This is a genomic window from Spongiibacter marinus, assembly GCF_016906995.1.
In the GTDB taxonomy this organism is placed as follows: Bacteria; Pseudomonadota; Gammaproteobacteria; order Pseudomonadales; family Spongiibacteraceae; genus Spongiibacter; species Spongiibacter marinus.
In genome coordinates this window covers 189,122-210,766 of the sequence record NZ_JAFBBD010000006.1, presented here as the reverse complement: position 1 = coordinate 210,766, position 21,645 = coordinate 189,122, and the positions used below count along the sequence as shown (strand labels likewise).

General features: G+C 55.9%; 22 protein-coding genes. 12 read left to right on the top strand and 10 right to left on the bottom strand.

Going from position 1 to position 21,645, the window contains the following annotated elements; translation table 11 throughout:
* Nucleotides 1-21 precede the first annotated feature (21 nt).
* From gspG to HNR64_RS11060, 8 genes are all read right to left on the bottom strand, one after another.
* Complete coding sequence (gene gspG / locus HNR64_RS11095; RefSeq protein WP_204996532.1) at nt 22-495, bottom strand: type II secretion system major pseudopilin GspG; 474 nt, start codon at nt 493-495, stop codon at nt 22-24.
* The gene (locus tag HNR64_RS11090; protein ID WP_204996531.1) at nt 496-1,488 is read right to left on the bottom strand and encodes a YhdH/YhfP family quinone oxidoreductase; all 993 of its coding nucleotides are present in this window, start codon (nt 1,486-1,488) and stop codon (nt 496-498) included.
* 13 nt (nt 1,489-1,501) lie between these two features.
* The gene (gene sohB, locus HNR64_RS11085; protein ID WP_204996530.1) at nt 1,502-2,536 is read right to left on the bottom strand and encodes a protease SohB; all 1,035 of its coding nucleotides are present in this window, start codon (nt 2,534-2,536) and stop codon (nt 1,502-1,504) included.
* A 59-nt stretch (nt 2,537-2,595) separates the two neighbouring features.
* Complete coding sequence (locus HNR64_RS11080; RefSeq protein WP_204996529.1) at nt 2,596-3,249, bottom strand: hypothetical protein; 654 nt, start codon at nt 3,247-3,249, stop codon at nt 2,596-2,598.
* Nucleotides 3,236-4,981, bottom strand: coding sequence for a FimL-related protein (locus HNR64_RS11075; protein ID WP_204996528.1), 1,746 nt, complete (start codon nt 4,979-4,981; stop codon nt 3,236-3,238). The genes HNR64_RS11080 and HNR64_RS11075 overlap by 14 nt, the downstream gene beginning before the upstream one ends.
* 157 nt (nt 4,982-5,138) lie before the next feature.
* The gene (dnaQ, locus tag HNR64_RS11070) at nt 5,139-5,870 is read right to left on the bottom strand and encodes a DNA polymerase III subunit epsilon (RefSeq protein ID WP_204996527.1); all 732 of its coding nucleotides are present in this window, start codon (nt 5,868-5,870) and stop codon (nt 5,139-5,141) included.
* A gap of 2 nt (nt 5,871-5,872) precedes the next feature.
* Nucleotides 5,873-6,322: a ribonuclease HI gene (gene rnhA, locus HNR64_RS11065; RefSeq protein ID WP_204996526.1), complete on the bottom strand. Its 450-nt coding sequence runs from the start codon at nt 6,320-6,322 to the stop codon at nt 5,873-5,875.
* Between the two features lie 4 nt (nt 6,323-6,326).
* Entirely contained in the window at nt 6,327-7,091 is a 765-nt protein-coding gene (locus HNR64_RS11060) for a class I SAM-dependent methyltransferase (RefSeq protein ID WP_204996525.1), read from the bottom strand.
* Nucleotides 7,092-7,133: 42 nt separating this feature from the next.
* Between HNR64_RS11060 and gloB the strand changes: the two genes are divergently transcribed.
* The 12 genes from gloB to HNR64_RS11000 all read left to right on the top strand — a co-directional run bounded on the left by gloB (nt 7,134) and on the right by HNR64_RS11000 (nt 20,035).
* Complete coding sequence (gene gloB, locus HNR64_RS11055; protein WP_239547783.1) at nt 7,134-7,955, top strand: hydroxyacylglutathione hydrolase; 822 nt, start codon at nt 7,134-7,136, stop codon at nt 7,953-7,955.
* A gap of 6 nt (nt 7,956-7,961) precedes the next feature.
* Entirely contained in the window at nt 7,962-9,533 is a 1,572-nt protein-coding gene (locus tag HNR64_RS11050; RefSeq protein WP_204996524.1) for a lytic transglycosylase, read from the top strand.
* A 27-nt stretch (nt 9,534-9,560) separates the two neighbouring features.
* Nucleotides 9,561-10,589 carry an ABC transporter permease subunit gene (locus HNR64_RS11045; RefSeq protein ID WP_204996523.1) on the top strand — a complete coding sequence of 343 codons (1,029 nt, stop codon included), beginning with the start codon at nt 9,561-9,563 and terminating at the stop codon, nt 10,587-10,589.
* Nucleotides 10,589-11,638 (top strand): ABC transporter permease, encoded by a 1,050-nt coding sequence (locus HNR64_RS11040; protein WP_204996522.1) that lies wholly within the window; start codon nt 10,589-10,591, stop codon nt 11,636-11,638. Before HNR64_RS11045 ends, HNR64_RS11040 begins: the two co-directional genes overlap by 1 nt.
* A complete protein-coding gene (locus HNR64_RS11035) occupies nt 11,631-13,457 on the top strand; it encodes an extracellular solute-binding protein (RefSeq protein WP_204996521.1) in 1,827 nt (608 codons plus the stop codon). The genes HNR64_RS11040 and HNR64_RS11035 overlap by 8 nt, the downstream gene beginning before the upstream one ends.
* Nucleotides 13,450-14,442: an ABC transporter ATP-binding protein gene (locus HNR64_RS11030; protein ID WP_204996520.1), complete on the top strand. Its 993-nt coding sequence runs from the start codon at nt 13,450-13,452 to the stop codon at nt 14,440-14,442. The genes HNR64_RS11035 and HNR64_RS11030 overlap by 8 nt, the downstream gene beginning before the upstream one ends.
* Nucleotides 14,435-15,418 carry an ABC transporter ATP-binding protein gene (locus HNR64_RS11025; protein WP_204996519.1) on the top strand — a complete coding sequence of 328 codons (984 nt, stop codon included), beginning with the start codon at nt 14,435-14,437 and terminating at the stop codon, nt 15,416-15,418. The genes HNR64_RS11030 and HNR64_RS11025 overlap by 8 nt, the downstream gene beginning before the upstream one ends.
* A 66-nt stretch (nt 15,419-15,484) precedes the next feature.
* Complete coding sequence (locus HNR64_RS11020; protein ID WP_204996518.1) at nt 15,485-16,552, top strand: AraC family transcriptional regulator ligand-binding domain-containing protein; 1,068 nt, start codon at nt 15,485-15,487, stop codon at nt 16,550-16,552.
* Nucleotides 16,552-17,442 carry a tyrosine-protein phosphatase gene (locus HNR64_RS11015; protein WP_204996517.1) on the top strand — a complete coding sequence of 297 codons (891 nt, stop codon included), beginning with the start codon at nt 16,552-16,554 and terminating at the stop codon, nt 17,440-17,442. The genes HNR64_RS11020 and HNR64_RS11015 overlap by 1 nt, the downstream gene beginning before the upstream one ends.
* Nucleotides 17,443-17,446: 4 nt before the next feature.
* Nucleotides 17,447-18,568, top strand: a complete 1,122-nt coding sequence (locus tag HNR64_RS11010; RefSeq protein WP_204996516.1) for a methyltransferase — start codon at nt 17,447-17,449, stop codon at nt 18,566-18,568.
* A 76-nt stretch (nt 18,569-18,644) separates the two neighbouring features.
* Nucleotides 18,645-19,124, top strand: a complete 480-nt coding sequence (locus HNR64_RS11005) for a low molecular weight protein-tyrosine-phosphatase (RefSeq protein WP_204996515.1) — start codon at nt 18,645-18,647, stop codon at nt 19,122-19,124.
* A gap of 44 nt (nt 19,125-19,168) precedes the next feature.
* Nucleotides 19,169-20,035, top strand: a complete 867-nt coding sequence (locus HNR64_RS11000; RefSeq protein WP_204996514.1) for a TIGR03619 family F420-dependent LLM class oxidoreductase — start codon at nt 19,169-19,171, stop codon at nt 20,033-20,035.
* Here the strand turns inward: HNR64_RS11000 and HNR64_RS10995 are convergent.
* Together HNR64_RS10995 and HNR64_RS10990 are read right to left on the bottom strand one after the other, a co-directional pair.
* A complete protein-coding gene (locus HNR64_RS10995) occupies nt 20,032-21,330 on the bottom strand; it encodes a methyltransferase domain-containing protein (RefSeq protein ID WP_204996513.1) in 1,299 nt (432 codons plus the stop codon). The genes HNR64_RS11000 and HNR64_RS10995 overlap by 4 nt on opposite strands.
* Nucleotides 21,331-21,591 (bottom strand): hypothetical protein, encoded by a 261-nt coding sequence (locus tag HNR64_RS10990; protein ID WP_204996512.1) that lies wholly within the window; start codon nt 21,589-21,591, stop codon nt 21,331-21,333. It lies immediately after the preceding gene.
* Nucleotides 21,592-21,645: the final 54 nt, after the last annotated feature.

Here is a 21,645-nt window from a genome sequence, read left to right as displayed (position 1 = left end):
CGGCTTCGTCAGGCGCCGAGCTCAGTAGTCGCTGTCACTCTCAAAAACAACGAGCAAATCCCGGTTCTCACCACTGCCACCTTCCACGCCATCCGCACCGAAGGTTTTCACGCTGAAGGATGGCGGTGCGTCGGAGCTGTGATAGATATAATCGCGCTTCCACGGGTCGCGAATCAGACTGCTACGACTTAAATAGGGGCCGGCCCAACGCGGGCTGAGAGGCTCCAAGACGGGGCTTTCCAACAGCGCGTATAGCCCTTGGTCAGGGCTTGGGTAACGCAAATTATCAAGCTTATATTGATGCAGAGCCCGGGTAATTCGCTCCAGATCAATCACTGCTTGTTCATGCAAAGCCTCATCGACACGCTGCTTAACAAGGCTGCTTACATATATCGTTAGTGCTGAGGCGATCAGCAAGACAAAGAGAATTTCTCGACGGGTAATACCCCGGCTAGCGCCGGGGCCTGAGTTTGCCATACGGAGGCGAAGGTGCATTTATAGCTTTACTCTAATTCTCCCGCTGACTGATACCTCAAGGAAGCGCGCCAAATAGTCAGGCACCTCGTCGAGGGTTATTTCAGTTAGCAGAGCAGACCACGCCGCGTCATCGAGCTTCCACTGCTCGGCAAAACGCTGCCATATATCAGCTTTCCGTTGCTGACTAATTTCTACTGAATCGACACCCAGTAAGCATACACCGCGCAGAATAAATGGGAAAACGCTGCTGTTGATATTCACCCCGGCAGCCAGTCCACAACAGGCGACGGCGCCCTCGGGCTGAATAATTTTTAACAGGTTTGCCAGTGGATCGCCGCCGAGCGTGTCAATTGCCGCATCAAACAGCGGCTTCGACATTGGTTTTTTATCGAACTCAGCGAGCATCGATGGCGCCACACAATGTTGAGCGCCAATACTCTGCAAAAAATCATACTGTTGCGCCTTGCCACTGATCGCGGTGACCTCCGCACCCAGTTGATTAAGCAATGCAATGGCAACACTACCAACACCACCACTGGCACCCGTTACGGCAATTTTAAGACCGCTCAGCTCGCCCAATTGACGCTGGAGCTTCTCCACACATAGGCCGGCCGTCAATCCAGCGGTGCCGAGTGCCATCGCCTCTGCACTGTCCAAGCCATCCGGGGCGGCCAGTAACCATGCACCGGGCACTTGAATTTGTTCTGCCAGGCCACCGTCGGTGTTCATTCCCAGGTCATAGCCCGTCACGATAACGCGGTCACCCGCCTTCCAATTATCGCTGGACGAGGCCAGCACTGTGCCCGCGGCATCGATGCCAGGTGTGTGCGGATAGTTTCGGGTTACACCTTTGTTGCCCGCGGCCGACAGTGCATCTTTATAGTTGAGCGACGAGTATTCTACCGCTACGCGCACTTCGCCATTCCCGGGCTGGGCAAAGTCGTCTTTGTCGACAACGCTGCACTGATAGGCGCCCTGCTCTTCTCTGACCTGTACGGCTTTAAATGTCATTATTTCCCCCGATTTAGCCGACAAAGCGGCTGTTGCGAATTTTTTCAACGACTCCCCAAAAACCTCGATCTATCGCTGTTTCAGCAGCGAAGCCAAGGCGCTCGGGTAGGCTGCGCTTTTGCTTAAAGTGCACCGCATAAATATCGGTGTCTTCGCGTTTGCTCAGCAGATAGTCATCGCTGGTGGAAATGCCGTCAATTAGACCTTTGTCCAGTGCGCGGCGGCCATACCACACCTCGCCGGTGGCGATGGATTCAATATCCAGTGACGGCCGATTTTCACTGACAAACTCTTTGAACAACTGGTGAGTTTCCTCGAGCTCTTCAATAAATTTTTTCCGCCCTTCATCCGTATTCTCGCCAACCATAGTGAGGGTGCGCTTGAACTCGCCAGCAGTGTGCAATTCGACATCGACATCGTGCTTTTTCAGCAAGCGATGGAAGTTGGGCATTTGCGCCACGACGCCGATTGAACCAATGATTGCAAAGGGTGCCGCAAGCAATTGATTGCCGATACACGCCATCATATAGCCACCACTGGCGGCAACCCTGTCGATAGCGATAGTGAGGGGAATACCCTTGTCGCGCAGTCGCTGCAGTTGCGATGAGGCTAAGCCGTAGCTATGCACCATGCCGCCAGGGCTTTCCAGGCGCAGCAGCACTTCGTCCTGGTCATTGGCAACGGTGAGTATTGCGCTGATTTCGTGGCGTAATGACTCCACCGCCGAGGCGCGAATATCGCCGTCGAAGTCGAGGACAAATAGCCGCTTTTTCGTCTTTTCATGCTTGGCTTTGCGCTCGGCCTTGTGTTGTTTTTTCTTGTCCTTGCGCAGTTTTTTGTACTTTTCTTCGCTCAGCAAGCCGTAGTTCATGGTGTCTTGCCAGTCTTCAAAACGCTCGTGCAGACGACTGACTTCAACGTGACCGTCTTCGCCCTCGCGTTTGCTGCGCTGGCTAAACGAGGTAATAACGGTGAGCAATAAAACAATAAATACCAATGCCGTAACCGCTTTCGCGAGAAACAGACTGTAATCCACTAGAAAGTCCAAAAACGGGCTCCAAGTCAGTTAGAAAAGGTTCGTCATAGTGGTACGGGGCTGACCAACAGTCAAGTTGACCAGTTACGCAACGCGTTGATAGCAATTGGGTTTTTGGGCCGAATAAACATACCGCTGCGGCCTAGGTAAACATCGAATACTGCGCCGTCCTGCAAGGGTGCATAAACCCCGTTGCCGTAGTCGACATCTACCCAACGCCAAATAAACGCGTAGTTACTGAGCATTGGCCAACTGTCGAGCCATTCGCCACTGGGTAGCGGGTGAACCGTTCGCTGACTATTGGCTTCGCGCTCGGGGTGTTGATAGCGACCGCTAAGGCGCTCAAGGCGAACCAGGTTATTCAACCCCAGCTTTGCCAGCGCAGCATCCCAACGCAGCACCCTACCTTCAAGCCGCCATTCATCGCCGCGCACGGGAAAGTGAAATGGCATGGGGTTTCCGTCGATATCCAGGCGCAGCGCAAAATCATTCTCACCGGACTGGGCAACGAATACGGTGGCTATGCGCTGTTCCACCGCCAAATTGCGATAACTGATTAGGTCCTGGCTGACCAGGACGGTCGTGGCTGTCATCGGCGCAAATGCCAGAAGTAAAAGTCCGCAAGACAGCGGACGGCGGCGCAGCGACAGCAGCAGAACGACGCAAATAAGAACACTGCCGGCGCACATCAGCAGTAACAGCGTAGCGAGCTCAGGAAGCGGCATTTCCCGTGTCCTGCGCCATCTCTACCGGAAAGCCCAATTGTTTTAATGAGTCTTCCGCAATAAGTAAAATTTTCTCATCGGGGATGTGGCGCGACTCCAGCTCGCCGAGGTAATACTCGACGCTGATCATCGCATCGGCGAGCGTCTCTAGCGCCTGCGCATCGCGCTGAGCGTCGCTGCGTTCGCGTCCCATAAAGGTTTTAACGAAGCGGGTTGCTGAACCCGTGACCGCCGCCAAACGGCGCATTTTCAAAATATCGAAAGCACCCCGCACCGAGCTCAAACTGCTCGGGACGTTTGCAATATGAGTGCTGTCAAAGCCAGAGTCGATATAGGAGGCGATGGCGCGCTTAATCATGCCAATGGCGCTTTTCGCTTCTTCGATAACGATTGCCGTGGCCTCACTCACTTGATTGTCGGCGCTGATGCTATCGCGTTTATCAATGCTGAGCGCATTGAGCTCATCGTAGTTGAGCTTGCGTCGGTCGATCTGTGCCAGGCTACTTTCGATAAACAGCAGAGTTTCCGCCAACTCTTCAAGTACCGCTCTGGCGTTGCTGAGATCAGTACCGATTAGATCGAGCAACACGCCGGCATAGCGCCCCAATACTTCAGAGAGTGATGGCAGGTTGAGCACCAACAGCACATCAGCGCCCTGCTGCAGCAATTCGCTGAGCGGGCGAATTTCTTCGTCGTCGCTGCGGCCGTGTTGCGCAAGTAGCTCCAGAATATCTTTGGCATGACGCAGCTCCGCCCGCAGCTCGTTGAGCACGGAGGAGACCGTGTCGTAGCTTAAACCCAGCATCTGCGTGCGCAGGCGTTGGATTTCTGCATCATTAATATCAAAGGGACGAGTGCCAATTGCCTGCAGTAACTTGCCGTTAAACCCCTCCTGCCAGGAAGACAATCGAAGTAGGAATAACAGCTCTTGTTCGAGAATTTCGTCCCCGGGCTTATCTGAACCCAGTCGCCGCAGAGCGCCATCCAAACCGGTGAGCAGGCGTTTGCGCCGAGGGTTCAGCTCCAACCCGCCCTGAGCAAAGGCTTCAATGACGGCGCTGGCCAGCAGCCAAAAACGCTGGTTCCGTCCCGCCGGCAGTGCCCCACACAGGCGACGTAGCGCTCGCGACATTAGGGTGAATTGCATCGCCGGTTGCGCGTCGCGCAGCAGCCCCAATAAGGCACGCTGGTAACTTTGCCGAACACGCTTAAGCAATTCTGCTAGCGCGTTCGGGGCCATTGCCTGGCTGCGCAACTTCAGCTCCGAGTCGCGGCTAAAAACATAGGCGTCGTTCTTGCAGAAATAGCTATCGGGCAGCAGTAATTGACGGTGAGCCTCTCGCAGCTCGTTGGCGTGTGTAATCGCCATCAACGGGATTTCGTTACCGCGACTTTGCACAAATTCCAGGTAGCGCGGCAGAACAAAAAAAGCCGTGCTCAAGGCATTTAACTGGGCGTCTGGCAAGGCTGCGGTATTACTGACAATCGCTTGGCAAAGTGAGCGCATTTCATCGGCGATAAGCGCAGCCCCGCGCACTTCGATAAGCCGCAGGGTTCCCCCTATCTGACGAAGGGCCATCTCGCACTCATCCAGCAAGCGCAAATCGTGGCGCTCCGCCAAGAAGGTTTCAAAGATATTGGTGGCTTGCTGCAGGGTATTACTCAGCTCCTCCCCCACCAATGCGTAGGAGCTACTATTAATATCATTCTGCAATGCGGCTTGCTTGAACACTGGTAATGCCCCGTTGTCACGAGCCTGGCGCGGCTCAAACAAAGCTCAACCCACTTGTAAAATTGACAGTTAAGCTGCGGTATTTATTCGTCTTTTTATCAGTTATTTTTGCTTATGCACAGCGTCAAACAGCATAAAGCGCTACTGCGCCACGAAATCAGTTGCCGTCACTCGCCTCTGTGCTGCGCCAAAGGCAATTGCCGCCACTGGCTTTATCAATGATCTGCAATTGCTCTAAGTGAGCGGCCAGCTCATCCTCACTGGCGCGCACCACCGTCAAAGCAGGTCGGTCCGCCGGCAGGCGCCGAATGCCCTTGCTTCCGCCTTCCCCGCCCTCGTTACTATCCTCACCGGCAAGCGCCAGATTGGTCTGGCCACCGGTCATGATTAGATACACATCGGCCAGAATTTCAGCATCGAGCAATGCGCCGTGAAGGTCGCGCTGAGAGTTATCTACATAGTAACGCTGGCACAATGCATCCAGGCTATTCCGCTGCCCGGGGTGCTTCTGGCGCGCCATGACCAAGGTGTCGACCACACCGCAGATTTCTGCAAGCTTTGGCTGCCGGCCCGGTAGCCTAGCCAGCTCCATATCGAGGAAGCCGACGTCGAACGGGGCATTGTGAATGACGAGTTCAGCGCCGCGAACAAAGTCGAGAAATTCCTCAGCCACTGCTGAAAACAAGGGCTTATCGGCAAGCATTTCATTGGTAATGCCGTGGACCTCTATGGCCCCCGCTTCAACTTCGCGCTCGGGGTTGATATAGCGGTGAAAGTGCCGCCCTGTCAGCTTTCGGCCAACGAGTTCCACACAACCTATTTCGATAATCCGGTGGCCGTCATTAGGGTCAATACCGGTGGTTTCTGTATCGAGGACAATCTGGCGCATCGTTATCGTCTCAACTCATCTATGCCGCGATTAGCCAAGCTATCGGCAATTTCATTTTCCCGGTGACCCGAGTGCCCTTTTACCCAGTGCCATTCAATGTCGTGCTGGCTATTCAACGCATCCAGCTCGCGCCACAGATCCGCGTTTTTCACCGGTGCTTTGCCAGCCGTCTTCCAGTTGCGCTTTTTCCAGTTGGCCATCCACTCGGTGATGCCTTTTCTGACGTACTGGGAATCAGTGGTTAGTGCCACCTGACAGGGCCGCTTTAGGGCCCGAAGCGCTTCGATAGCGGCGGTCAGTTCCATGCGGTTATTTGTTGTATCGGCTTCCCCGCCGTACAGCGTTTTTTCTTGCCCGCGGCTGCGCAGCAATGCACCCCAACCACCGGGGCCGGGGTTGCCCTTGCAGGCACCATCGGTAAAAATTTCAACTTTACTGTCACCGCTAGTCATTCAGTTACTCATGTTTAATATCACGTGTTGCCCCGAGCATACTTGGATGCCGGAGAATTTTAGCGCGCTTACGGACCTCTGCTGCCGGAGTGAGCGGCGCGCGGTATTTTGTCGCGCTCAGTACAAAAACACCACCCATTGGCATGGACGGGGAAAATGGCCGATGGTTCATAAAGAAACTGGGAGAACTGATCGGCAGGCGGTGAAAGCCATAGCTCACGTCTGCGGTTTCAAAGCCGAGCAATGACAGCCAGTCATTAATGCGATTAATACTCAAACTGTGGTTCTGCCACATTGCGCTGCGTTTAAGCCTGCCCATTAGCCCACGCAGGGCCAATGGAGACCATGGGTTGATACTGCATATGACCAGTTTGCCGTGGGGCACGATCAGCCGCTCGACCTCGCGCAATACGGTATGGGGGTTTTCTACAAACTCCAGTAGGTGGTGCAATACCACCATATCCACAGATTCATTAGCCAGCGGCAATTGGTCGAAATCACAAACGGCATCCAGTATCTGACTATAGCCATATTGCCCCAGCCCGCCGAGGTGCAATTGGCGCTGGCATAACTGTGGATCAACATTAAAACGCTCGGGAATCACGCTTAAATTCAACAGTTGACGGCCGGAGGTACTCCGGTCGCTGAGCGCGTGGTGCACCAAACGCTGCTCTTCGTGTAACACGGTGCCACCGACCGGCCCGCGAAACCATTGCCGCAGTGCGGGCAACAATACTTCAGGCGAATGCTGAGCGCGCCATCTAGCCATGATTTCACCCCTGTGTTGACCCTGTCACCACGAGCTAATACCTTGTCTGACAAGGGAAAACTGTATACCCTGACGCTAAATGAGGGTTTATTTATGGGCAAGCTGTCGGTCACGCCAATAGCGGCATTCAGCGACAATTACATCTGGTGCATCTCATCTGGCGAAGACGCTGTTGTCGTCGACCCAGGCGATGCAGCGCCCGTCATCGACTTCCTTAAGCATGCCCAGTTAAAGCTTACCGCAATTCTAATTACCCATCACCACTGGGACCATACTGGCGGTGTTGAGGCCCTACTGGCGCAATACCCCAACGTGGACGTCTGTGGCCCGGAAACATCCTGCGAGCACATCACCCGCCCTTTGGCAGACCACGACACCATTGGCGTGCTGGGCGAAACATTTCGCGTATTGGCCGTTCCCGGCCACACCCTGGATCATCTGGCCTTCTATAATGAAGAGTCTGCCCTGCTTTTTTGCGGCGATACGCTGTTTGCCGGCGGATGCGGCAGGCTTTTTGAGGGTAGCCCGGCGCAAATGTTGAACTCGCTGAGTAAACTTCAGTCTTTACCTGGCGCTACTCGGGTTTACTGCGCTCATGAATACACAGCAAGTAATTTGCAGTTCGCCTTGAAGGCAGAGCCCAATAACGCCACACTGCGCAATCGTTATGAGCAGGTGCTGGCTTTGCGTGAACGCGGAGAGATAACGCTTCCCTCCACCATTGAGGAAGAGTCGGCAACCAACCCATTCCTTCGCACCGCACAAGACGGTGTTCGCCAGGCCATTTGCCTGCGTGAAGGCAACGATAACTTAAACCAGCAAGAGGTGTTCGCCGCGCTTCGAAGCTGGAAAGACAACAGCTAATTTTGCATGAAAAACACGACCTACCAGCTCTTGTTGAGGCTAACTCTCGCCACCGCGCTTATCAGCGTGGGCGCTTGTGCAACTAATCGCAGCCAGCCCACGCAAGCCAAGAACGACGCACCCGCTTGTACAGAGGGTTGCAGTGAGCATATCGCTAAACTTGAGAATCAATTACTGCCGCCACCGATTCCTGCCAGTGAGCGCCGCTACAGCGATGTTTGGGGGCGCTTGAGTGCACAACTGAGTTTCTTGCCGCTAACCGAGCGCCGCGAAGTCGATAAACTGGAAGACTGGTATAGCAAGCACGGCCACTACATGGCCAAGATGAGCGCCCGCGCCGGGAATTATATCTATCACGTCGTGAAAGAGCTTGAAGCCCGCGATATGCCGATAGACCTGGCGCTGCTGCCTTTTGTCGAGAGCGCCTACGACCCTTTCGCCTACTCCCATGGCCGCGCTGCGGGTCTCTGGCAATTTATTCCGAATACCGCCAAATACGTCGGCATTCAACAAAACTGGTGGTATGACGGTCGCCGCGATGTTCTGGTCGCCACCGACGCCGCGCTGGATTACCTCACCACCTTAAACAAGCGCTTCGACGGTGACTGGATGCTGACCCTGGCGGCATACAATGCCGGCGCGGGCACGGTGAATCGCGCCATTCGCCGCAACCGCAAGGCGGGCAAGCCGACAGATTTTTGGTCGTTAAAACTCCCCAAGGAAACCAAGCGCTACGTGCCAAAACTGCTGGCGCTGGTCAAAATTTACCAAAACCCCGCACGCTACAATATCAGCTTGCCAGCCGTTGCCGACGCGCCGCGCTTTGAAAAGGTGGCCATAGACAGCCAGATAGACCTCGCCAAAGCCGCTGCCCTGGCGGATATCAGCGTCGAGGAGCTATATCGCTACAACCCAGGCTTCAACCGCTGGGTGACAGCGCCGGAGGGCCCTCACCACCTTCTGATTCCCAGTAAGCAGGCCGAAAAATTTAAAACACGCTTGGCCGCCCTGCCCAGAGAGCAGCGCATTGCCTGGCAGCGCTATCGAGTTTCACCGGGTGACAACTTGATTAGCATTGCCAAGCGCCACCACATCGATATTGCCAGCATTAAGCGTTTCAACAAGCTCAATGGCGATATGTTGCGCGTCGGCCAAGAGCTCCTGATACCCGCCAGCAGCCAGGCGACCACCTCCCCCAACTTAGACCGTGGTATTGCTGAGCGCGGCCGCCACCAGTCGCAGCATATTGTTCGCCGCGGCGACACGCTCAGCGGCATTGCTCAACGGCACAAGGTGTCCGTCAAGCAACTCATTCGCTGGAATCGCCTAGATCAAGGTGCCCTCATCAAACCGGGGCAAAAACTAGCGATCTGGAAAAAAGGCCCATCGTCAGGCAATGGTATCGTGCGTAAGGTGGGCTATAAGGTTCGCAGCGGCGACTCGCTGTCGCGTATCGCGAGCCGCTTCAAGCTGAAAATTGCCGATATTCTGGAGTGGAATTCAATTGGCCGCAGCAGTTATTTGCAACCCGGCCAATCGCTGACCCTCTACGTCGACGTTACGCGGGCCGACCTGTAGTTGACAGCCACCTGACTGGAAGTACCTATGCTTGGCTATTTCGTTCGTCGCGGCCTGTTGATTATCCCTACATTCATTGGCATCACCCTGCTGGTGTTCAGTATCACCCGTGTTGTTCCCGGCGGGCCGATAGAGCGAATGATGACCCAAGCCCAGCTCGGTGGCGAGGCAGGCAGCCTGCACCGCAGCGAGGGCGGTGGCACGCTATCTGACGAACAGCTCGAAGAGCTCAAACGCTACTACGGCTTCGACAAACCCTTGCTAAGCAGTTATGCCATCTGGCTAAAACAGGTGCTGCGCTTTGACCTGGGCCTCTCCACCCGCTATCAGGACCCCGTTTGGGACATCATCAAGGAGCGCTTTCCTGTCTCCGTATTCTACGGCGTGACAACACTCGTGCTCACCTACCTCGTCTGCATCCCGCTGGGCCTGCTCAAGGGCATGTTCCACGGCAGCCGCTTTGACAATCTGTCGTCAGCAGTGGTGTTTCTGGGTTACGCACTACCCAGCTATGTCATCGGTATTGCGTTGATTTCGGTGTTTGCCGGTTACTACGACTGGTTTCCTCTCGGCGGCTTTGTCTCCGACAACTTCGAGGAACTCTCGCCGCTGGCCAAGGCCAAAGACGTTTTTCACCACGCTGCACTGCCGCTTATTGCCTATTTAGCGGGAAGTTTTGCGGTGACAACCCTGATGATGAAAAACGCCTTGATGGATAATTTATCAGCTGACTACATGCGCACAGCGGCGGCAAAGGGCCTGAGTTTAGGAAAAAGCGTTCGCCGGCACGCGCTGCGCAATAGTCTTATTCCCGTCGCCACCTCCTTTGGCAACAATATTTCCCTGCTGATTGGCGGCTCTTTTTTGATCGAGACCATTTTCAACATCGACGGTATTGGACTACTCGGCTACGAGGCCATTATTGAGCGAGACTACCCCATTGTGATGGGCATCTTGGTGATCTCTTCCCTGCTCTACCTAATCGGCAATATTCTTTCCGATATCTGTGTCGCCATTGTTGACCCGCGCATTCGCTTTGGTGGAGGGAGCCGTTAATGAATCTGCTGCGAAACCCCGTCGCCCAAAAGCGCTGGCAGCGTTTCAAGCAATCCCGTCGAGGCTATATCTCCGCTTGGTTGTTGCTGGTATTGACCACGCTCAGCTTTGGTGCGGAGCTGCTTGCCAACCACCGGCCACTGCTGGTGAGTTACCAGGGCGAGCTGTATTTCCCCACCTTTGGGGCGCAGCACAGCGGCAAGGATTTTGGCCTGGACATCGACTACGAGCCTAATTACCGCGAACTACAGGCGCAGTTTCGCGACGCCGACGAGGGCAACTGGGTGCTCATGCCCCCGATTCCCTACGGCCCGTTGGAAAATGACCTGATAGCCGGGGATTTCCCACCTCACGCACCCTCGCTCACCACACGGCATTATCTGGGCACCGACACCAGCGGGCGCGACGTCCTTGCCAGGCTGATCTACGGCTTTCGTACTGCGATGCTATTCTCGCTTGTGCTATTGGTATTTAACTACGCTATTGGCGTCGCCATTGGCTGCATGATGGGATATTTGGGTGGCGCCTTTGACTTATTTTTCCAGCGCATTATCGAAATTTGGTCCAATGTCCCCTTCCTGTACGTGATCATGATTGTCGCCTCCATCATCACCCCGGGGTTCTGGACCCTGCTGTTCATTATGGCGTTCTTCGGCTGGACCGCCATGACCTGGTATATGCGTACCGCAACGTACAAGGAGGCCTCTCGGGATTACGTGATGGCGGCGCGCGCGCTCGGCGCCTCGGGTAGCCGCATTGTTTTTCGGCATATCCTGCCGAATAGCGTATCGACACTGATCACCTTTGTTCCCTTCTCCGTGGCGTCGGGTATCACCGCACTTACCGCCTTGGACTACTTAGGCTTTGGCCTTCCGGCGCCAACACCCAGCTGGGGAGAACTGCTCAAGCAGGGCACAGAAAACATGGAATCGCTGTGGCTGGTTGGCTCGGTAGTGGTGGCCATGACCCTAATATTGATGCTTGTTGCCTATGTCGGCGAGGCGATTCGCGATGCCTACGATCCACGAAAATTCAGTTTCTATGAATAAACGCCTCTCACAACTGCTGTTGTTATTCGTCGCGGCTTTCCCCTTATGGATTTACGCCGCCGAAGACGCCAAGCTACCCGAACAGTTGCCCGAGAATCTGTCCTGGCAAACCAACCTGAGCGACCCCATATTCGCCAGCCCTGAAGCCAAACGCGGCGGCCGCTTTCGCAGCTTTATTACCACCTTTCCGCTCACGCTGCGTTTGGTAGGCCCCGACTCCAATGGCAGCTTTGCAAGCTATATGCGCGCCAACCATCTGGGACTGGTCGGCATACACCCGAACACGCTCAACCCCATACCGGAACTTGCCACGCACTGGGCGTTTGGCGACGACGGACACAGCCTCTACTACCGCTTAGACCCGGACGCTCGATGGTCCGACGGCAAACCCGTTACCGCCGATGACTATCTGTTTGCGCTGCAATTTATGCGCTCTAAATTCATATTGGCACCGTGGTATAACAACCATTACAACACCGTGATCCTCGATGTCGTAAAGTATGACGACCACACGATCGGCATCCTCGGCAGTGTTGCCAAACCCCGCGATGAAATGCTGTTTGAATACAGCATTTCGCCGGTACCCGCCCACTTCCACAAACTGGATGAAAACTGGGTACGCGACTACAACTGGAAAATAGCGCCGAACACCGGCCCTTACGTCATCGACACCATTCGCAAGGGCAAATATATTGAGTTCCGCCGAAAGCAGGACTGGTGGGGGAATGACAAGCGTTACTTCCAGCACCGCTTCAACCCCGATTTTTTGCGTATAAAACTCATACGGGACATCAATATCGCGTATCAGTACTTTCGCAAAGGCGAGCTGGATAGCTTCCCCCTGCTCATGCCGCGGCTGTGGCATAAAAAAGCCCAGGGGCGCATTTTTGAGCAGGGCTATGCGGGTAAAATCAAATTTTATAACAGCGTTCCCAGGCCGATTTCCGGGTTGTTTCTCAACGAGGATGTCCCTCTGCTCAGCGACCGCAATGTTCGCTATGCCATTGCTCATGCCCTTAATATCGACAAAGTGATTAACACCGTGCTGCACGGTGACTACGAACGCCTCCAGACCGCCCACGAAGGCTATGGCGATTACAGCAACCCCGATATTCGTGCCCGCGAATTCGACTTAGACAAAGCCAACCGCCTGCTAAATGCCGCCGGTTGGGACACCCGTGGTCCCGACGGTATACGGCAAAAAGACGGGCAGCGCCTGAGCATTCGCGTAACGTACTACAGCAGCGGCCACAACGACCGCTTGGTGATCTTGGCACAGGAGGCGCGCAAAGCGGGTATAGAGCTGTCACTGCAACTGCTCGACCCCTCTGCCGCCTTCAAACAAATTCTGGAAAACAAACATCAAGCGGCTTGGATGGCGTGGTCAGGCGGCGGCTTGTCGCCACGCTATTGGCAGTTCTACCACTCGGACAACGCCCACAAGCCCCAAACAAACAATGTGACCAACACCGACAACCCGGAAATCGACGCAAAAATCGATGCCTATCGCGCAGCCACAGACAAGGCCAGCCGGGTCAAATTAGCACGCGAATTGGAACAACTGGTGTTCGAGCAGGGCTCATTTATCCCGACTTTTAAAGTGCCTTACACCCGCGAAGCATTCTGGCGCTGGCTAAAACTGCCGGACTTTCACGGTACTCGCAGCACCGACAGTCTATTCGATCCGCTGGGCAGCACAGGCGGCCTTTTCTGGATAGACAGTGATGAACAGCAGCGGGTTAACGAGGCCAAATCCCGCAATAAGGCCCTGGATCCAGTCATGATTGTGAATAAACGCTGGGCAACTGGCGATGAATGAGTCAGCCGTTATCCGCGCAGATAAGCTCTGCATCAGCATTACCGACGATGCCGGTCGGCAGCATCAACTGGTTAATCAACTGAGCTTGCAGATTTTCCCAGGCGAAACACTCGGGCTGGTCGGCGAATCAGGCTGCGGCAAGAGCCTTACCGCCATGTCGCTGATGGGCCTGCTACCCCGGCCCCAGGCGGAGATCTCCGGTGGGCGAATTCACTACCGCGGCAGCGAAATCGACTGCCGCGATGCACAGGCCTTCCGGTCACTACGCAGTCGCGATATCGCGGTTATTTTCCAGGACCCGATGACCGCCCTGAACCCGGTACACACGATCGCACAACAAATTGGCGAAACACTGCGCTTGCACTGCCCTGAACTCAGCCGAAAACAGCGACGCGAACGCTGTATTGCGCTGTTGCAAGACGTTGGGATGCCCGCCGCCGAGCAGCGGCTTTCCAGCTACCCCCATCAACTCTCTGGCGGCATGCGCCAGCGCGTGATGATTGCCATGGCACTGGCCGGCGAACCCAAACTGCTTATCGCCGATGAGCCGACCACCGCGCTGGATGTCACCATTCAGGCGCAAATACTCCAGCTCCTAAAAACCCTGCAACATAAACGCGATATGGCAATGCTGTTTATCACCCATGACCTCGCGCTGGTTTCTCAGCTGGCCGACCGCGTGGCAGTGATGTACGCCGGGGAAATTGTTGAGCAAAATCGTGCCGCAGCGCTCTTTGCCAACCCCAAACACCCCTATACAAAAGGCCTGTTAGCCGCACTGCCTGCGAAAGCCGCAGCGCCGAAGAGCCGCTTAAACGCGCTGGGTGGTCAGGTGCCCAGCATTGACGCCATGCCGCCAGGCTGCCGCTTCGCCAATCGCTGCGACCATGCAACGCCGCAGTGCCAACAAAGCGCGCCCGCTATTACGCCGCGAGACAATGGCGCAGAGATTGCCTGTCACCACTGGAGGGTAATTGATGACTGACGCACTGCTACGGGCCGAAAACCTATCACTGCACTTCCCTCAGTCTCAGGGCTTCCTAAAACCAAAACTGCTACTGCGCGCAGTGGACGGCGTTAGCTTCGCTTTGCAGCAGGGCGAGACGCTGGGTTTGGTTGGGGAGTCCGGCTGTGGCAAAAGCAGTCTGGGTAAAGCACTTCTCAACCTGCACCACCCTACCTCCGGCACAGTAGCGTTCGAGGGAAGAGATATAACCGGCCTCAGCGCTGCGCAAATGCGCCCGCTGCGGCGCGATATGCAGATGGTGTTCCAAGACCCGTTCGAGTCCTTGAACAGCCGTCACACAGTGGCAACAATTCTTGAAGAGCCGCTGATCATCCACCGCTTGGGCGGCAGCAGTTGGCGTCGTCGCCGCGTCAACGAATTACTCGAACTCGTTGGCCTTCCGGCCTCTGCACTCGGTAAATACCCCCACGAATTTAGCGGCGGTCAGCGCCAGCGCATTGGTATTGCGCGCGCCATTGCCCTGGAGCCCAAACTGCTTATCTGCGACGAAGCCGTTTCTGCGCTCGACGTCTCAGTGCAGGCGCAAATCTTGAATCTGCTATTGGACATACAGCAACGGCTGTCACTGGCGATGCTGTTCATTTCTCACGACATCTCCGTTGTCAAACACATGAGCGACCGCATCGCGGTGATGTACCTGGGAGAGTTAGTAGAAATCGGTGATGCCCGGTCGCTGTGCGAGCGCCCCGCCCATCCCTACACCCGCGCCCTGCTTTCTGCAGTACCACAACTGGCCAGCCCGACGCTGCCCCAAGCTGCCCTAAGCGGCGATATGCCATCCCCTATGGCAATGCCCGAGGGCTGCCGCTTTGCCGGGCGCTGCCCCCACCAACGCGCCGAGTGTCTTACGCAGCCGCCGCGTTTGGAAAAGCGTCACGACGGCCGGGAAATTGCGTGCCACTTCTGGCGGGAAATTCCCGATGATTTACCGTAAACTAGCCAGCAAAACTGATCTCGGATAATCGTCGTGCGCAGCAACCCCCACGCTAAAAGAGACCCCGTGCCGCTGAAATATGCCCGCAGCATGCTGCAGGTTGCCGAAGCGCAGGGCTACAACGGTGCCGAACTCCTCAGGTCTCTACAGTTGCCGATAGACCCGCTGTCTCCCAGCGCGGACCTAGACTCGCCCATTGACGCCCAGTATTACTCGCAGATTTATCGCCGCGTTATGTGGCTGCTGCAAGATGAGTCCTTTGGATTGGGCCTTCGTCAGCGAACGCCGGCCGGCAGTTTTCGCATGCTGTCACTGTTTATCATCCACTGTGAAACACTGGAACAAGCACTGCGTCGCGCCGCCGAATTTATCGTGTTTTGCAGAACCTTGAGCGACGTTCCCAGCGCGGCGCGCCGGCCAGTGGAGCGCCTCGGCGACGGTACCGCCTTTTACCGCTTCCCCAGCGACGTGGAACTGGCAGAAAGTGATGACACCATTGACCAGCGCTACACCATGGCACACACCATGGCGATCTGGCGCCGCTTCTGCCAGTGGCTTATCGGTAAACCGCTCGAGTTGATTGCCGTGCACATGCAGGCCAGCGCACCCGACAACCCCGAGTACTTTGAGCACTTGTTTAACTGCGAAATTCACTACGGCCGTGAACACAACGCCTTCTTATTGGCCGAACACTGCCTGGACTGCCCGTTGATTCACACGGAGGAATCACTGCGCAAATTCCTTCGCGATGCCCCCTACCATCTGCTGGTATCGCAAGACGATGACGACAGCTCTCTGCTGTCACAAATGAAGCGCATCGTCGGCAACGATCTCAGCCACGAATTCCCCAGTGTGGTGACAATGGCAGAGAACCTGAATATGTCGGTGCGCACCCTGCGCCGCCGTCTCAAAGATTTGGGAACCACCTACCAGCAATTCAAGGACGAGCTACGCAAGGAGCACGCTCTGCGTTGGCTCAATCAGCCCGAGCTGAAAATCAATGCCGTGTCAGCACTATTGGGCTTCGATGAACCCAGTGCTTTTCACCGCTCCTTTAAAAAATGGACCGGCATGACACCCGGCGAATATCGCGCCAGCCGGCAGTCACCCCACTCCGCCGAGAAATCCGCCTAATGAGCCAGTACGACGAGATTGCAAAGAGCCTTCACTTGGCCTCCCAACACCGTGGTTTGACTGCGGCGCAGCGGCCAATTCCCAGCCAGTTGCCCCATCATGAACGCCACAGCCTTCGCAAACTGCCCTTTGAACAGGCGCATAATTTTCGCGACCTCGGCGGCTATAAAAATCGCGATGGTCAGCAACTTAAATGGGGCATGATTTATCGCACCGACAAGCTGTCATCACTCAGCGAGGAAGACCAGCGTTACTTGCAGAGGCTGGAGGTAAAGCGGATCGTCGACTTTAGATCAGATGAAGAACGCCTGTCAGCACCCCATGCACTGGCCAGCGGTTACGCGGTTCGGGTCGATGCCATGCCCATTACCGTCGATGCGGCACAAATTGAACTGGTCACCGCGCGCCTGCAACAGGAAGATGTCAGCGCCGATGATATGGCGGCTTTTCTGGTAGACGCCAATCGCGAGATGGTGGTGCGCTACACACCCGTTTATCGTCAGTGGATGCACTCCCTTTTAGAACAGGACCACTACCCCCAGCTCTTCCACTGCACCGCAGGAAAAGATCGAACCGGCCTTGCCGCCGCGCTACTGCTTCACGCCCTGAACGTCCCCGACGATACGATAATGGAGGACTACCTGGCGACCAATCACTACACGGCGGAGCGCATCGACCAGGTGATCGAGCAGATTGCCCAAATGGACATGTTAACCGCCGACGAAGCGGTAATTCGCACCTTATTTCATGTTCAGCCACAGTTTATTAACGCCGCCTTTGAGGCGATCGATGAGCACTACGGCAGCTTGGCGGATTACTTTGAGCATGGCCTAAAACTCGACGCGCTGGCACGTCAGCAGCTTCGCGAGCTTTTACTCGAAGACGGCTAAACCTTTGAACACCACCACTCTGGAAAGTCCTTTCGGCAAACTCACCCTGCAGCGCCGGCCCCGCCGTCGCAACGAAGTACTTCAGGCCTGGGATGCGGCCGACCGCTACCTGCTCAATTACCTTGCCGAAAACCCTCCGCCACAGGGCAGTCGCCTACTGCTCGTGAACGATGCCTTTGGCTGTCTCGCTGCCGCGCTGTCGGACTACGAGTGTATTTCCTGGTCAGACTCGGCGGTCGCCCACCGCGCATGCCTTGAAAATTGCGCGGCAAACCAACGCCGTGCTCCCGCGCTGCTGAGCAGCTGCGAGGCACCCACAGGCAGCTTCGATCGCGTTATCTATCGCTTGCCACGCAACCACAGTTACCTGCGTTATCAGCTCCAGCACATCGCTCAGCTGCTGCGCTCACCCGACGTATTTATTGGCGCCTGCATGGCCAAGTACTTGGACAGCTCAAGCATGGCGGTGTTTTCAGAAAGCATTGGCGAGGCCGCAGCGAGCCTGGCATGGAAAAAAGCCCGCCTGATACACCTGCAATCACTAAGCCCCGGCGCGGCCGTCGATGACGACTCGCTGGCTCTAGACAGTAGCGAACTGGGCATTTCACTCAGCAATCGCGCCAATGTTTTTTCACGGGGCAAGTTAGACAGGGGTAGCCGCTTGTTGCTCGACGCATTGGGCGACCTTCACACGCCAGACTCACTGGCGGACTTAGGTTGTGGCAACGGCCTGTTGGGCATTATGGCGGGAAAGCGTTGGCCCGAGGCGGCGCTGCACTTTTTCGATGAGTCCTACATGGCAATAGACAGTGCCAGGCACAATGTGCGCGATAACCTGCCGGGCGCCGCTGCCCAGTTTTATGCCCGCGATTGCATGCACGGTTACGACGGCGCCCTATTTGACACCATCGTTTGTAACCCGCCGTTCCACCAAGAGCAGCAGCTGGGGGATCACATCGCGCGCCAGATGTTCTCAGACAGCCATGCGCATTTGGCACCGGGCGGCCAATTCTGCGTTGTGGGGAACCGTCATCTCGACTACCACAAATTATTAAAGAAGCGCTTTGGCAACTGTGAGGTGCTGCGCTCGGACGCGAAGTTTGTCGTCTTGCTAGCGCAGAAATAGCGGCCCACCAAATGGGTGATGCTGCGCTCCGGTGCAGCATGCTACTTTGACGGCTCTGTTATTTATTGAGCTGTTTATGTCTATTCACGTAGTGTTTGTTTGCCTGGGGAATATCTGCCGTTCGCCTGCGGCCCAGGGTATTCTCGAATATAAAGTCGCCGAGGCCGGGCTTAGCGAGCATATTTCAGTGGACTCCTGTGGCACCGCAGCCTTTAACATTGGCAAGGCGCCTGACCCACGCTCCATTCAGGCCGCTGAAAAAGCGGGCTACGATATTTCCCAACAGATCGCGCGGCAAATATGCGATGACGACTACCATCGCAGTCACTACGTCATTGTGATGGACCGCAAAAATCTCAGTAATGTTGAGGCCTGGGCACCCGCGGACTTTAACGGGGAGATCAACCTACTGCTTCACTATCAGAGCAACGGCGGTAATAGCCAGATTCCCGACCCCTTTTATGACGACGCCGAACAGTTCGACCATGTCATACGTACGCTGGAAAACGCCATAGACGCCTTACTGAGTCACATTCGTCAGCAGCACCAACTTTAGCGCGTCACGCCCCAAATAATAATCAAATACGGCAGGAACCTACTGTGAAATTCGTTCTCTCTTCGTCTTTTTGCCCCTTGAAAGAACTCCGTGAACTCGCCATCGCCGCCGATGAAAGCGGCTGGGAAGCCATGTCGTTTTCCGACCACGTGGTCAATCCCGAAACATTGAGTCACGACTATCCCTATACAGAAGATGGCGAGCGCCGCTGGCAGCCTTTCACCGATTGGCCAGACCCTTGGGTAATGATTGCCGCTCTGGCGGCGGTGACCGAAAACCTTAAATTCACCAACAATATTTTTGTGCTGCCGATGCGCAACCCGTTTCTCGTTGCCAAGGCGATTAGCACCGCGGCTATCGTTTCAGATAATCGCGTCATTCCCGCGATCGGTGTCGGCTGGTCTAAGGATGAGTTCGGGCTGTTGCAACAGGACTTTCATACTCGCGGAAAACGCGCCGATGAAATGCTGGAAATATTGCCGCTGCTATGGAGCGGTGAGATGGTGAGTTACGAGGGACAGTTCTACCAATTTCCCCGTTTAGAAATGAACCCGGCGCCCACTGAGCTGCCGCCGATCTGGGTGGGCGGCATCAGTAAGGCGGCCATGCGTCGCGCGGCCCGCCACGACGGTTGGGTGAGCGATTTACAAACCAGCGACGAAATCATCGACTCCGTCAAACTGATTCGCCGCTACCGTGAAGAGCAGGGATTCGACCCCGAGCAGTTCTCAGTGATGGCGACCCCGTCAGACGCCTTTACCCCCGATGCCTACCGCAAACTCGAAGACAATGGCATTACCCATATCCTGACTCAACCCTGGCCGTTCTACCATGGCAACACCGACGACCCGGCGAAAAAACGCGACGGCGTGCTGCGCTATGCTCAGGACATTATTGCAAAAATGGCCTAGCGCTCCAGCAAAATCAGCGACTCCATATGGTGGGTATGCGGGAACATATCTACCATCGCCGCTTTTTTGATCTCGAAGCCCGCCTCACACAAAATTGCGAGATCGCGGGCCAAGGTCGCGGGGTCACACGACACATACACCACCCTGCGCATCGATGGTGAGCCAGCAATGGCTTCGCACACTGCCCTGGCGCCCGCCCTTGGAGGATCCAATAAGGCGGCGCTGGCCTGGCGAAGCGGAATCTGCGCCGAGTCAAACAGGTCGGCGCAGGCAAACTCAATGGCTAATGCCTGCTCCTGCGCACGCTGCCGCGCCTGCGCCAACATCTCCTCGCCGGCGTCGACCGCGAGCACGGAGGCGCCCGACTGGGCAAGGGGGAAGCTGAAATTACCCAGCCCGCAGAAATAATCAATGACGAATTCCCCGGCCTGCGCGTCCAACCACGCTACACTGCGCTCGACCAGCTGCGTATTCAGCTCGCGATTAGCCTGGGTGAAGTCAGTCGGCGTAAAGTGCAAGGCATGGGAAACCGAGCTGCTGTAGCGAAGCGGCTCGCATTCATTTACCCAGATTCCGTCCGAACTACGTACCTGATACAGCTGCACCGCTGGCAATAAGGCGTTTGCTAACGATTCGCTCCACTCTCTTCTTCTGCGGCGACTGTCCTCAACGGCCAGGCCGACTCTGCCGCCCTCTCCCAGGCTAAAAAGCAATTCGGCCTGGTGGCTCTGTTTTAACGCGTGCAACAAAGGCTCGCGAACGGCAGCTATTGCCGCATTCAGCGCTGGCTCTAACACTGAACAGGCTGCCGTATTGACAATATGGTGGGTTGCCGCTGCCTTGAACCCCAGGTGTCCCGCGCGGTATGACAAGCGCGCTCGGTGGCGGTAAGCCTCTGGCGGCCCAGCCATTACCTCTACATCAACGCACTCATCAATGATCGCTGACAGGCGTGAACGCTTATGCTCAACTTGCTCGGGATATGCCAAATGCTGGAGCTGACACCCCCCGCACTGCCCGTACTGCGAACACGGCGGTGCGACTCGATACCCGGACGCTGCCAGCAGCTGGACACTCTCTGCTTCATCGAAGCGCTTGTGGCGCTTGAGCAAGCGCGCCTGCACACGCTCGCCAGGCAGTGCGCCCAGGACGAACACCACCTTGTTGTTATGATGGGCGATGCCCCTGCCGTCGTCTGCGAGACGTTCAATCTGCAACTCAAACACGCCCTTATCGGCAGGCGTTGCGCGTTTAGCGCGAGCATTGCGCTTCGAAGGTTTGAAAATCGTCGCCATCTAGCGCAGCCCCGTCGCTGGAATAAATTGCTGGTAGCGTTGCAAGCATTGCTTTTTCCGCTCTCGCAATTGCCGCTGCTGTTTATCACTCACAACGGTCACCTCGCTGAGACGGTCGCAGGGCCACTGTGCGATCGCAGGCTCAGACGCAGGGCGCACCGCTGGCAACCAACGCTCTATGGGCGGCTGTGCTGTCGGCGTCTCAGCCGCCACAGGCGCTGACACCGCGAGCATGAAAAGCAATGGAAAAGCGGTTGGCATAGGGCACTCTTGCAATTATTCGTCGAAAAGCCGCTATTTTAGCCCTGTTCACCG